Origin of the sequence: Sulfitobacter sp. 1A13353 (assembly GCF_043557255.1) — a bacterium.
Classification (GTDB): Bacteria; Pseudomonadota; Alphaproteobacteria; order Rhodobacterales; family Rhodobacteraceae; genus Sulfitobacter; species Sulfitobacter faviae.
Genome location: NZ_JBIFFS010000002.1, coordinates 346,934 through 359,414 on the forward strand (window position 1 = coordinate 346,934; position 12,481 = coordinate 359,414).

15 protein-coding genes and 1 other RNA gene are annotated in these 12,481 nt (G+C 64.9%); 12 read left to right on the top strand and 4 right to left on the bottom strand.

Going from position 1 to position 12,481, the window contains the following annotated elements; all coding sequences use genetic code 11:
• Positions 1-42: 42 nt before the first annotated feature.
• The 3 genes from ACGYLO_RS05405 to ACGYLO_RS05415 form a co-directional block, all read right to left on the bottom strand.
• Positions 43-732: a VIT family protein gene (locus tag ACGYLO_RS05405; RefSeq protein WP_067267575.1), complete on the bottom strand. Its 690-nt coding sequence runs from the start codon at positions 730-732 to the stop codon at positions 43-45.
• A gap of 16 nt (positions 733-748) precedes the next feature.
• Entirely contained in the window at positions 749-907 is a 159-nt protein-coding gene (locus ACGYLO_RS05410) for a hypothetical protein (protein WP_271687960.1), read from the bottom strand.
• A gap of 74 nt (positions 908-981) precedes the next feature.
• Entirely contained in the window at positions 982-1,674 is a 693-nt protein-coding gene (locus ACGYLO_RS05415; protein WP_271687961.1) for a metal-dependent hydrolase, read from the bottom strand.
• A gap of 302 nt (positions 1,675-1,976) precedes the next feature.
• Here ACGYLO_RS05415 and gatC point away from each other — a divergent pair, with 302 nt between their 5' ends.
• The 6 genes from gatC (at position 1,977) to rpmG (ending at position 6,065) form a co-directional block, all read left to right on the top strand.
• Entirely contained in the window at positions 1,977-2,264 is a 288-nt protein-coding gene (gene gatC / locus ACGYLO_RS05420) for an Asp-tRNA(Asn)/Glu-tRNA(Gln) amidotransferase subunit GatC (protein WP_209219074.1), read from the top strand.
• The gene (gene gatA, locus ACGYLO_RS05425) at positions 2,264-3,751 is read left to right on the top strand and encodes an Asp-tRNA(Asn)/Glu-tRNA(Gln) amidotransferase subunit GatA (protein ID WP_271687963.1); all 1,488 of its coding nucleotides are present in this window, start codon (positions 2,264-2,266) and stop codon (positions 3,749-3,751) included. The genes gatC and gatA overlap by 1 nt, the downstream gene beginning before the upstream one ends.
• A gap of 37 nt (positions 3,752-3,788) precedes the next feature.
• On the top strand, positions 3,789-4,553 hold the full coding sequence (locus ACGYLO_RS05430; protein WP_271687965.1) for a hypothetical protein: 765 nt from the start codon (positions 3,789-3,791) through the stop codon (positions 4,551-4,553).
• 3 nt (positions 4,554-4,556) lie between these two features.
• Positions 4,557-5,246, top strand: a complete 690-nt coding sequence (locus ACGYLO_RS05435; RefSeq protein WP_271687966.1) for an N-acetylmuramoyl-L-alanine amidase — start codon at positions 4,557-4,559, stop codon at positions 5,244-5,246.
• An 11-nt stretch (positions 5,247-5,257) separates the two neighbouring features.
• Positions 5,258-5,738: RNase P RNA component class A (rnpB, locus tag ACGYLO_RS05440), an RNA gene on the top strand.
• Positions 5,739-5,897: 159 nt separating this feature from the next.
• Positions 5,898-6,065 carry a 50S ribosomal protein L33 gene (gene rpmG / locus ACGYLO_RS05445; RefSeq protein WP_007119221.1) on the top strand — a complete coding sequence of 56 codons (168 nt, stop codon included), beginning with the start codon at positions 5,898-5,900 and terminating at the stop codon, positions 6,063-6,065.
• A gap of 170 nt (positions 6,066-6,235) precedes the next feature.
• On the opposite strand, the gene ACGYLO_RS05450 is transcribed toward rpmG, so the two are convergent.
• Positions 6,236-6,691, bottom strand: coding sequence for a nucleoside deaminase (locus tag ACGYLO_RS05450; RefSeq protein ID WP_271687970.1), 456 nt, complete (start codon positions 6,689-6,691; stop codon positions 6,236-6,238).
• Between the two features lie 62 nt (positions 6,692-6,753).
• On the opposite strand from ACGYLO_RS05450, the gene ACGYLO_RS05455 reads away from it, so the two are divergent.
• The 6 genes from ACGYLO_RS05455 (at position 6,754) to ACGYLO_RS05480 (ending at position 12,448) form a co-directional block, all read left to right on the top strand.
• Positions 6,754-7,848: a pseudouridine synthase gene (locus ACGYLO_RS05455; RefSeq protein ID WP_271693215.1), complete on the top strand. Its 1,095-nt coding sequence runs from the start codon at positions 6,754-6,756 to the stop codon at positions 7,846-7,848.
• Positions 7,849-7,976: 128 nt separating this feature from the next.
• Positions 7,977-8,192 carry a hypothetical protein gene (locus tag ACGYLO_RS05460; protein ID WP_067267561.1) on the top strand — a complete coding sequence of 72 codons (216 nt, stop codon included), beginning with the start codon at positions 7,977-7,979 and terminating at the stop codon, positions 8,190-8,192.
• Between the two features lie 3 nt (positions 8,193-8,195).
• Positions 8,196-9,110, top strand: a complete 915-nt coding sequence (locus tag ACGYLO_RS05465) for a 5-bromo-4-chloroindolyl phosphate hydrolysis family protein (protein WP_271687973.1) — start codon at positions 8,196-8,198, stop codon at positions 9,108-9,110.
• Positions 9,110-10,306 (top strand): toxic anion resistance protein, encoded by a 1,197-nt coding sequence (locus ACGYLO_RS05470; RefSeq protein ID WP_271687974.1) that lies wholly within the window; start codon positions 9,110-9,112, stop codon positions 10,304-10,306. Before ACGYLO_RS05465 ends, ACGYLO_RS05470 begins: the two co-directional genes overlap by 1 nt.
• A gap of 22 nt (positions 10,307-10,328) precedes the next feature.
• A complete protein-coding gene (locus ACGYLO_RS05475) occupies positions 10,329-11,291 on the top strand; it encodes a DUF2927 domain-containing protein (protein WP_271687975.1) in 963 nt (320 codons plus the stop codon).
• 35 nt (positions 11,292-11,326) lie between these two features.
• Positions 11,327-12,448 (top strand): SPFH domain-containing protein, encoded by a 1,122-nt coding sequence (locus tag ACGYLO_RS05480; protein ID WP_271687976.1) that lies wholly within the window; start codon positions 11,327-11,329, stop codon positions 12,446-12,448.
• Positions 12,449-12,481 lie beyond the last annotated feature (33 nt).

Consider the following 12,481-nt stretch of genomic DNA (forward strand, 5'->3'; position numbering starts at 1 on the left):
AAGGCCGGCTCCGAAAGGGCCGGCCTTTTTCTTTGGCACCGCTCATCCAATCGCGCCGAACAGATGTCCGACCCCGGCCGTCACAGCCATTGCCAGACCGCCCCAAACCACGACGCGCCCGATGGCGGGCCGCTTTGGCGCACCGCCCAGTTGCGCGCCGCCCGCGCCGAGCAGTATCAGCGCCAACAGCGCCACCAAGGCAATGGTCACGCCGCGCAGCCCCGCAGGCGCCAGAACCGCCGCAAACAGCGGCAGCCCGCCCCCCAAGGCAAAGGCCAATGCCGAAGCGCCCGCTGCCTGTAGCGGATCGGCCTGACCGGCGAGGCCGAACATGCCCAACTCTTCGCGCGCATGGGCGCCGAGGGCGTCATGGTCCGTCATCTGGGTGGCGACCTCTAGGGCGAGGTCGCTTTGCACGCCCCGGTTCTCCAGCCCTTCGGCCAGTTCGCTGAGTTCATAGTCCGGGTCTTCGATCAGGGCGACGCGCTCGCGCTCCAGATCGGCCTTCTCCACATCCGCCTGCGCCGAGACCGAGACATATTCCCCCGCCGCCATCGAAAGTGCCCCGGCGGTGAGCCCCGCAAGCCCCGTCAGCAGTACATTGCCCTGCGTCATGCCAGCCGCGCTCACCCCGACCAGCAGGCTGGCCGAAGAGACGATACCATCGTTGGCCCCCAAAACGGCGGCGCGCAGCCAGTTGCTGCGGTTTATGAAGTGGCCTTCTTTGGGCATCTGACCCGCCTTGCGTCTACTGCGGCTGATACACCAACAGATGCGCCGGGAAGATGACCGGCCTGTCGCCGCCCACCCCGGTAAAGCCGACACTGCCGGTGGGTTCCGCCCGGTTCAACGGGGCGCAGGCCCCCAGTGTCAGCAGCAAGATAACGGCAGTCGATTTGGCAAACATGGCATTCCCCCGGCAGTTCCTTCAGGTATCCCCCGTTCCGCCCCGCCGCGCAAGGCGTCGGGGGCGGAGGAGGATCAGACGGTGATCGGCTGCATCACCTGCGGTTCCACCACATCGACGCCCGGAAGCCCGTCGATGAGCGTCTGCGCCGATTGATCCAACGTGTCGAAGGTCCGGTAGTGGCAGGGAATGACCGTCTTGAAATCGAAATAGCGTTTGGCGGCATAGGCGGCCTGCGCCATGTCCATCGTGAAATGCCCGCCCGCCGAGAGAATGCCGATATCGGGTTTGTGGTAGTCGCCCATCCAATCCATATCCGCCATGATCGCCGTATCACCGGAATGGTAGATCGTATGGCCCTCGCCCGAGATCATGAAGCCGGTCTCCATCCCGGTGTAAATCGGCCCGTTCTCGCCCTCTACCGATGAGGAATGCGAGGCCGGGACCATGGTGATCGCCACCTCGCCCGCGCGGATCGTCCCGCCTTTGTTAAAGCCCGTGGTCTGCTGCACGCCTTTGCTTTCCAGCCAGCCCATCAGCTCGACCATCCCCGCGACCGGGGCGTTGGTGCGGCTGGCGATGTCGGCGATGTCTGCCGTGTGGTCGAAATGGCCATGGGTCACAAGGATCTGCGTGGCGCCCTTGATTGCATCGGCATGGTGCGCGTCGTCCAGCATGGGGTTGTCTTTGAGCCAAGGGTCGATCAGCAGCACTTGGTCTTCGATCTCGATGCGGAATGAGCCGTGGCCGAGCCAGATGATGTTCATGGGAGTCCTCCTGATTGCGGTGGGTCTAACATCAGATTTGACCCTATGCTGCGCGGAATCAAGTAACCCCGAACATGCCACCCTAGCCCGGAATCAGGGGGCATGCCCGACGGGCTGGCGCTTGTGCAACCCGGACGCCATCCCGACATCACCGAATACCGCCGCGGCCATAAATTGCCCAACTGCCTCGGCGCAAGCACCATCCTTCGGTCTGGCGCCGCCCGGCTCCGTTACGGGCCTCTCAAACCCTTGCGAGGCCCGCCCCCAAACGGTAGAGGAGCCTCAAAGAGATGGAGATGTTCATGTCGATCGACGAAAACACCGCCGCACGCGTGGCGAAACTGGCCCGGATCAAGGTTGAACCCGACGCGCTGCCGGCGCTGGCGGAAGAGTTCAACACCATCCTTGGCTTTATCGAACAGCTGTCCGAGGTGGATGTCGACGGCGTCGAGCCGATGACCTCCGTGACCCCGCAGCGCCTGAAACGGCGCGAAGACGTGGTCACCGATGGCGACCAGCAGGACCGCGTGCTGGCCAATGCCCCCGATGCCCGTGAAGGGTTCTTTGCCGTGCCGAAGGTGGTGGAATAATGACCGATCTGAACAAACTGAGCCTGGCCGAGGCCCGCGACGCCCTGCGCAAGGGTGAGACCACCTCGAAAGACCTGACCGAGGCCTGCATCCAAGCCATCGACGGCGCAGGCGCGCTGAACGCCTTCGTGCACCGCACGCCAGAGATCGCGATGGAACAGGCCGCCGAGGCCGACGCCCGCATCAAACAGGGCGACGCTCCGGCCATGTGCGGCCTGCCCATCGGCATCAAGGACCTCTTCTGCACCAAGGGCGTGCCGAGCCAAGCAGGCAGCCGCATCCTTGAAGGCTTCCTGCCCGAGTATGAGAGCACCGTGAGCCAAAAGCTGCGCGACAGCGGCGCGGTGATGCTGGGCAAGCTCAACATGGACGAATTCGCCATGGGCTCGTCGAACGAAACGTCCGTGTACGGCAACGCGGTGAACCCGTGGCGTCGCGAAGGTGAGACGGCAGAACTGACACCCGGCGGCTCCTCGGGCGGCTCTGCTGCCGCCGTGGCAGCCGACCTCTGCCTTGCGGCCACCGGCACCGACACCGGCGGCTCAATCCGCCAGCCCGCCGCCTTCACCGGCACCGTGGGGATCAAGCCGACCTATGGCCGCTGCTCCCGCTGGGGCATCGTGGCCTTCGCCTCCTCGCTCGACCAAGCTGGGCCGATGACCAAGACAGTGCGCGACGCTGCCATCATGTTGGAAGCCATGTGCGGCCATGACGCCAAGGACAGCACCAGCGCCGATCTGGCCGTGCCGGACTTCGAGGCAGCGCTGACCGGGGACATCCGCGGCAAGAAGATCGGCATCCCGCGCGAGTACCGCATGGATGGCATGCCCGAGGAGATTGAAAAGCTGTGGGCCGACGGCATCGCCATGATGAAAGACGCGGGCGCCGAGATCGTCGACATCTCGCTGCCGCATACGAAATACGCCCTGCCCGCCTATTACGTCATCGCGCCCGCCGAGGCCTCGTCGAACCTTGCGCGCTATGACGGTGTGCGCTTTGGCCACCGCGCCAAGCTCGACCACGGCGACGGCATCACCGAGATGTACGAAAAAACCCGCGCCGAGGGCTTCGGCCATGAGGTTCAGCGCCGCGTGATGGTCGGCACCTATGTGCTCTCCGCCGGTTTCTACGACGCCTATTACAACCGCGCCCGCAAGGTCCGCACGTTGATCAAGAAGGACTTCGAAGACGTCTTTGCCCAAGGCATCGACAGCATCCTGACCCCGGCGACCCCCTCGGCGGCCTTCGGCTTGGGCGAGATGAAGGACGCCGATCCGGTGGCCATGTATCTCAACGACGTCTTTACCGTGACGGTGAACCTCGCCGGATTGCCCGGTGTCGCGCTGCCGACGGGCCAAAGCGCCACCGGCTTGCCGCTGGGTCTGCAGCTGATCGGGCGTCCTTGGGAAGAGGCCGAACTGCTGTCCTCCGCCTATGCGCTGGAGAAGGCCGCCGGTTTTGTGGCCAAGCCCGAGAAATGGTGGTAAGCCGCAGAGCGGTGAACAAGAAGCGAGAGCGGGTCAGATGATCACACGGACACTTCTAGCGATGACGGCAGGCGGTCTTTTGGCGGCCTGCCAACCGGCGATCCCCGATTCCGGGAACATCAACACCGGGCGCGGTGTCGGCTTTGGTGACGGCAGTTTCGAGGCCGAGCAGCGCGCGCGCGATGCCGCGCTGGCGGGCGACGGCAGCTACATGCCCGCCGCCTCGGAGGTGACCGCCCAGCCTTTGGATGACGGTTCTCCCGAAGCGACGGCGGCGGAAACCGCCCGCGTGCTCGCCGCGACCCGTCCGGGCGGGGCCAGCAACGGTCTGGGCAATGACGCGGCCACCAACTCGGGCGTGGCCCCGGTGAACGCCAGCCCGTCGAACCCGCCCCCCGCCGCGGTCAACGCCGTGGGCATCTCGAACGAGAACAACTTTGACGCCGTGTCGGGCCAGCGCAGCATTCAAGACGACGCCGCCCGCGTGGCCGCGAACCGCGCGCAATATGAGGTCGTCCAACCCGAGGCCCTGCCCGAGCGCCGCAATGTCGGCCCGAATATCGTTGCCTATGCGCTGCAAACCAATCAGTCGGTCGGTCAGCAGATTTATAGCCGCATCGGTTTCAACAAGGCCCGCAAGTTCGAACGCGCCTGTGCGCAATACGGCCACGCCGACCAAGCGCAGATCGCCTTCCTTGAGGCCGGTGGCCCCGAGAAAGACCGCCTTGGCATGGACCCCGATGGCGATGGTTTCGCCTGCGACTGGGACCCCACCCCCTTCCGCCGGGCTGCACAGGGCTGACAGATGCCTGCCGCGCCTGACGTGACGGCGCATCCCTCGCCCAATTGTGGCCCGCGACGCGGCGGGCTGCGCCCCCGGCTGATCGTCCTGCACTACACCGCCATGACCAGCGCCCAAGCGGCGCTGGAGCGGCTGTGCGACCCCTCCGCCGAAGTCTCGGCCCATTACCTGATTTCAGGGCGCGGAGAGGTCATTCAGATGGTCGAGGAAGAGCAACGCGCCTGGCATGCAGGCGCGGGCGAATGGGCGGGGTTGGAGGACATCAACTCACGCTCCATCGGGATCGAGTTGGACAACCGCGGCGATCACCCGTTTTCCCAGCCACAGATGCAGGCGCTTGAGACCCTCCTGCCCGGCATCTTGGCCCGCCACGGCATCCCGCCCGAAGGGGTGATCGGCCATTCCTGCATGGCACCGGGCCGCAAGACCGACCCCGGCCCCCGATTCGATTGGGCCCGGCTCGCAGGGCGCGGGCTGGCGCTTCCTGCGGGCGATGGCCCCCTTCCTGACAGCGTAACCACCGAAACCTTCCGCGCTGCCGCGCAGGCCACAGGCTTCACCGCGCCTTGCGACGATGACACGCTGCTAAACGCCGTGCGGTTGCGTTTCAGGCCATGGGGACGCGGCCCTCTCACCCCCGCTGACCTCGCCGCCCTTCCCGCCCCCATTGACGCGCCGCGCGGCGGCGTCTAGGGCGGGGCTGCGCGGAAGGCTGGATGGCCGCTGCGTCGACTCGCGTCGCATGACCGACGTCCGCTCTCGTCACACGCATGTGTGACATCCGTGGCGTCGCTTTTGCGGGGCGAAAGCGACGTAGAGGAAAGTCCGGACTCCAAGAAGGAACGGTGCCGGGTAACGCCCGGGCGGGGCAACCCGACGGAAAGCGCCACAGAAATGAAACCGCCCCTACGGTCCGGCTTGCCGGAACAGCCGAGGGGTAAGGGTGAAACGGTGGGGTAAGAGCCCACCGCGGGGCTGGCAACAGCTCTGGCAAGGCAAGCCCCACCGGGAGCAATGCCAAATAGGGACCGCGCGCCGATGATCTTCGGGTCAAAGGCGGGGCTCTTCTGCCCCAGCAGGTCCGGGTTGGCAGCTATAGCCGCATCGGCAACGGTGCGGTCAGAGGAATGGTCATCGCCTGTTTTCGGACAGGTACAAAATCCGGCTTATAGGCCTTCCGCGCATATTTCTGCTCTTTCGAGGCTGAAAGGCAGGTTTTTCGACGAAACCGGCGTCTTTCGGCACCGGGCGGGCAAATAGCGGTTGACTCGGGCGCGGGTCTGACTAGAACCCGAAATTCAGAATTCACGCAGGCCTGCGCGGCGCTGCAGCAGGAGAAGACACATGGCGAAGCCAACCACGATCAAGATCCGCCTGAACTCGTCCGCGGGCACAGGCCATTTCTACGTGACCAAGAAAAACGCACGCACCATGACCGAAAAGATGGTCATCAAGAAGTACGACCCCGTTGCGCGCAAGCACGTCGAATACAAAGAAGGCAAGATCAAGTAAGATCGCCTGACTTTTGAGTTTCAAAGGGCCACGCGGTTTCGCGTGGCCTTTTGCATTGTGCAGGGCTGGATCGCGCCCGCCCTGGGGGCGGGCCGGGCGCGATCCGGACGCGGGGCGTCCGGATAATCGTTGGGACGCCTGAATGCCATCCCCGGTCCGGCGCTGCCCGGCTAGCGGCCTCTCTTCTCGCGGAAAAACCTCACGAGCATCTCTTCCGCCTCTCCCGCCGCGATCCCGTCAAAGACCTCCGGCACATGGTGGCATTGGGGATGCGAGAATACCCGCGCGCCCTGCGCCACGCCGCCTGATTTCGGGTCCGCCGCGCCGTAGTAGAGCCGCTCCACCCGGGCGGCGGCGATGGCACCGGCGCACATGGCGCAGGGCTCCAGCGTGACGTAAAGCGCGTGACCGATCAGCCGTTCCGAGCCGACGGCGGCGCAGGCGGCGCGCAGGGCCAGCATCTCGGCATGGGCAGTTGGGTCATTGCGGGCGCGGGTCTCATTGCCTGCGGCGGAAACGATCTGCCCTTTCGGAGAGACGACGACTGCCCCCACCGGCACTTCGCCGCGCGCGGCGGCGGCGCGGGCCTCGGCCAAGGCCTGTCCCATATACGAGCGAAACTCCATCCCGCCACATGGCCGCAAACGCCACCCTTTCGCAAGCCCGTGAAACAGGGTAAGCGCAGTGTATGAACGCAAAAACGCCCCCCTCCGGCTCCGGCCCGCAAAACCCCGACACCGATGCAAGTGCAGGCACCCCCACCGGCGACCGCATTGCCAAGGTGCTGTCGCGCGCGGGCATCGCCTCACGCCGCGAGGCCGAGCGCATGATCGAAGCGGGCCGCGTGCGCGTGAACGGGGAGCAGATCACCTCGCCCGCGCTGAACGTCACGCCAGAGGATAAGATCACCGTCGACAACACCCCCGTCGGCGCGCCCGAACCGCCGCGCATGTGGCTGTATCACAAGCCTGCCGGACTGGTGACCACCGCCCGCGATGAAAAGGGCCGCGAGACGATCTTTGACGCCCTGCCCGAGGATATGCCCCGCGTGATGACCGTGGGTCGGCTCGACCTCAACTCCGAAGGGCTGTTGCTGCTGACCAATGACGGCGGGGTGAAGCGCAAGCTGGAACTGCCCAGCACCGGCTGGCTGCGCCGCTACCGCGCACGGGTGAATGGCCGCCCCACCGATGAGATGCTGGAGCCGCTGCGCAAAGGCATCACCGTGGAAGGCGAGAACTTTCAGCCGATGGACGTGACACTCGACCGCCAACAAGGGGCCAACGCTTGGCTGACCGTCGGCCTGCGCGAAGGCCGCAACCGCGAGATTCGCCGCGCGATGGAGGCCGTGGGCCTCACCGTGAACCGGTTGATCCGCATCTCCTACGGCCCGTTCCAACTGGGCGAATTGAAGATCGGCGAGGTGGAAGAGCTGCGCCGCAAGGTCGTGCGCGATCAACTGGGGCTCGAGTTGGAAGACCCCAGCGGCACCGCCACCAAGAAACCCACCGGTCTGCGCCGCCCGCCGCGCCGCAAGCCCGGCGGTTTCGGCGGCGCGGGCCAACCGGGCCTGCCCGTGCAACGGGGCGAAGACGACGAACCGCCGCCCCGCCGTGGGGGCGGCAAGGCAAAGAACGCACCGCGTGGCAAGGCCGCGATGGGCAAGACGGCTGGCAAAGCAGGCGGCAAGGCAAGCGGCAAACCGGGGGCGCGCCCGACGGGGCGACCGAATGGCAAACCGGGGCCAAAACCCACAGGCCGGGGGCCAAAACCCCGCCGCTGACCGGCCCTGCCCCGACCTGCCCCTGCGCGTTTCCGGAACGCGGCCGACCTGCGTGCGTTGAATAGAGAACGGCAGGCAAGATCAGCGCGAAACCGCTGTCAGAAAAGGGCAATATGGCGCGAATAGTGATGTTTTTGGTGGCCTTGGCCGCGCTCGTGGTTATCATCCTCGGCGCAGCCTCGCTCGTGGGGCGTGCGGCTGACAGTGCCGGCACGGCGTTGCGCCCGATCTGGGGCAGCAAAAGGGGAAACATGATGGCGCCAACTACCTTTCAGAAAATCGCCTTTGGCGCGTTGCTGGTGCTGCTGCTTGGGCTCACCAGCGGTTTTCTCGGAGGGCTTTGACCTATGGCGCAACGCTTTGGCGGCAAATATAGCCCCGACACCGATGCCGCCCCCGGCAGCGCCCCGCGCAAAACCGCGCGCCTGCGCGTCGATCCGGCGGGCGGTCGGGTGAACCTGATGTTCCTGCCGCCGGTGCTCTTGGCGGCAACCTCGCTCATCGGGGGAGCAGGCACGCTGGTGCTAGGCCTTGGTGGCGCGTTCCTGCTGGCTTCGGGCGTCTGGTTGCTGCGCGATGGCCTTTTGGCCGAGGCGGAATACCACGAGCGCAAAGTCGCCCGCCGCCCCGTCCTGCCGCGCAAGTTCATCGCGGCCCTCTTGGCCGGTGCGGGCGCGGCCCTCGCCGCTTATAGCAACGATCCCAGTCTCGCCGCGGCCTTGCTCTATGGCATCGCCGCCACTGCGCTGCACCTCGCCGCATTCGGCATCGACCCGCTACAGAACAAGGGCATGGAGGGCATCGACACCTTCCAGCAAGACCGCGTCGCCCGGGTGGTGGATGAGGCCGAAAAACTGCTCTCGGGCATGAGCCAAGCGATCCTGCGCGCGGGCGACCGCCGCGCCGAAGCGCGGCTGGCCGAGTTTCAAGAAACCGCCCGCCATTTGATCCGCACCGTCGAGGAAGACCCCCGCGACCTGACCGCCGCTCGCAAATACCTTGTCGTCTATCTGCGCGGGGCGCATGATGCGACGGTGAAATTCGCCGACCTCTATGCCCGCAACCAAGACACCCAAGCACGCGATGACTACCTCGCCTTGCTGGACGATCTGGATCAGAACTTCGCCGCGCGCACGGCCAAGTCGCTGCTAGACGACCGCAGCGATTTAAACGTGGAAATCGACGTGCTGCGGGCGCGCCTCTCTCGCGAGGGTGTCCGACTGGAGCAACCCACCCCTGCAAATACTAAGGAAGATCAGTGATGACCGATGCCCTCCGTGACAAAGCTGCCCAATCGCAAGGGTTGGTGGAAGAAGTGAACGCAACCGTCTTGCCGGAACCGGCGGATGCCAATGCCATCGTGCCGCTGAACAAAGCCGATCCCGAACAGAGCGCGGAAATCCAAAAGCGCATGGCCGAGATCGACGTGACCGATACCCAGTCCATCGTCAGCTTCGGCTCTGCCGCGCAGGCCGAGTTGCAAGAGATCAGCCAATCCATGCTGGCGGATGTGCGTAACAAGGATGTTGGCCCCGCGGGCGACAGCCTGCGCACCATGGTCAGCGCGATCCGCGGCTTCTCGGTCTCGGAATTGGACGTGCGGCGCAAGCAAAGCTGGTGGGAGAAACTGCTGGGCCGTGCCACGCCCTTTGCCAAGTTCACCGCCCGTTTCGAAGAGGTGCAGGGCCAGATCGACCGGATCACCGACAACCTGCTGGCGCATGAGCATACGCTGTTGAAAGACATCAAATCGCTCGACCTGCTTTATGAAAAGACGCTGCAATTCTACGACGAACTGGCGCTTTATATCTCTGCCGGTGAGGCCAAGATCGAAGAGTTGGATCACAAGACCATCCCCGCCAAACAGACCGCGCTGGATAAGGCGGGCGAGGACGATCAGGTGATGCGCGCGCAGGAGCTGCGCGATCTGCGTGCCGCCCGTGATGATCTGGAACGTCGGGTGCATGATCTGAAACTGACGCGGCAGGTCACCATGCAATCGCTGCCCTCGATCCGTCTGGTGCAGGAGAATGACAAGAGCCTTGTGACCAAGATCAACTCGACCTTGGTCAACACCGTGCCCCTGTGGGAGACGCAATTGGCGCAGGCCGTCACCATCCAGCGCAGCGGCGAGGCGGCAAATGCGGTGCGCGAGGCCAATGACCTGACCAATGAATTGCTCACCTCCAACGCGAAGAACCTGCGCGACAGCAACAAGGTGATCCGTCAAGAGATGGAGCGCGGCGTCTTCGACATCGAGGCGGTGAAACAGGCCAATGAAGACCTGATCGGCACCATTGAGGAATCCCTGCAAATCGCGGATGAGGGCAAGGCGAAACGCGCCAATGCCGAGAAAGAGTTGCAGGAGATGGAAGGCCGCCTGCGCGACACGCTCGCCGCCGCCAAGGCCCGCGAAACGGGGTTGGGCGATACCACCGGCGGCGCGGTGCCAAGCTAAGACCGACGTGAGGGAACAGGCCATGCAAGGACGTCTGCGCAGAAATCTGCGCGCCGCAGGGGCGCTCGCGCTGAGCACGCTGCTCTTGGCCTGCGCCGAACCTGCGCCCGTCTTGCAAAAGGTCGCCAAACCGCAGGCCCGCCCTGCCGCCGCCACCCCTTCCCCGGCAGCGGTGGCGAAACCGACCTCGCAAAAAAGCGCCATGCTGCGCAGCTATCTGCATCAGGTCGAAAAGGCGCAGTTGGGCCAAGATCTGCTGCGCCAAGACGGGGGCGGAGAGGACACACCCTTTACCAGCGAAATGCTGGCGCGCAACTTTGAGCAGATCGCGCTATATAACGAATATGACGGCAATTTTTCAGGCCAAGGCGGTGCCAGCCCGCTGCGCCGTTGGGATGCGCCGGTGCGGATGCAGATCATCTTTGGCGACAGCGTACCGCCCTCGCAGCGCCGATCCGACACCGCTAAGATCAACGCCTTCGCCCGCCGTTTGGCGCGGGTGACCGGGCATTCGGTCTCAATCGGCGACAGGCCGAATTTCATGGTGGTCGTGGCCTCGGAAGATGACCGCGTCGATGCGCTGGCCCAAGCGGCGGAAGAGGTCGCGGGCGTGAGCAAATCCTCCCTGCGGGCCATGCGCAACATGCGGCGCGACACCTATTGCGCCGTGGCCGCCTATGCTGCGGGCGACAACCCCAACGTCTATACCGCCGCTGTGGCCGTGATCCGCTCGGAAAATCCTGAACTGCTGCGGCTCTCCTGCATCCATGAGGAATTGGCGCAGGGTCTGGGACTTGCCAATGATAGCCCCGCCGCGCGCCCGTCGATCTTTAACGACGACGACGAATTCGCGCTGCTTACCAAACACGACGAACTCCTGCTCAAGATGCTCTACGACCGGCGCCTGCGCCCCGGCATGACGGCAGAGCAGGTCAACCCGATCACCCGGATCATCGCGCGCGAGTTGACGGACGGGCCGGTGTAACGCAGCATTACGACGAAAGAATAAGGACCATCCCCATGGGTATTTTCGATTTCCTCTCTGGCCAGTTCATCGACGTCATCCATTGGACCGACGACACCCGCGATACGATGGTTTGGCGGTTCGAGCGTGAGGGTCATGAGATCAAATACGGCGCCAAGCTGACGGTGCGTGAGGGGCAAGCGGCGGTTTTTGTGCATGAGGGGCAGTTGGCGGATGTCTTCACCCCCGGTCTCTATATGCTTGAGACCAACAACATGCCGATCATGACGACCCTGCAACACTGGGATCACGGCTTTCGCAGCCCGTTCAAATCCGAGATCTATTTCGTCAATACGACCCGCTTCAACGACCTGAAATGGGGCACCAAGAACCCGATCATCGCCCGCGACCCTGAGTTTGGCCCGGTGCGCCTGCGCGCCTATGGCACCTATTCCGTGCGGGTGAGCGACCCCGCGAAGTTCCTGACCGAGATTGTTGGCACCGATGGTGAGTTCACCATGGACGAAATCTCGTTCCAGATCCGCAACATCATTGTTCAGGCTTTCTCGCGCACGCTCGCCTCCTCTGGCATCCCGGTGCTCGACATGGCCGCCAACACGCGCGAGTTGGGGCAGCTGGTGGGCAAGGATATCGCCGCACAGATTGCAGAATACGGGCTGGCGATGCCCGAGCTTTATATCGAGAATATCTCCCTGCCGCCCGCGGTCGAGGCGGTGATGGACAAACGCACTTCGATGGGCGTGGTCGGCAACCTCAACGAGTACATGCAATTCCAAGCGGCTGAGGCGCTTGGCCGCGAAGGTGCGGGCGGGGCCGCGATGCAAACGGGCCTCGGCGCGGGGCTGGGGATGAGCATGGCCCAAGCCGCCACCGCGCAGGCCGGCCCTTGGGGCGCGCGCCCTGCCCCCACCGCCGCCGCACCGGTGCCGCCACCCCCGCCGCCGGTCGAAAAGGTCTGGCATATCGCCAAGGACGGCGCGACCTCAGGCCCGTTTTCCAAGGCGGCCATGGGCCGCAAGGCGAGTGAGGGCAGCCTTACCCGCGAGTCTCTGGTTTGGACGCCGGGCCAAGATGGCTGGCAGCGGGCCGAGGATGTGGCCGAATTGGCGCAGCTTTTCACCGTGATGCCCCCGCCACCGCCGCCGCCCCCGGCTTGATCCGCAGGCGCGTGGGCAAAAGGCCTTCGCGCG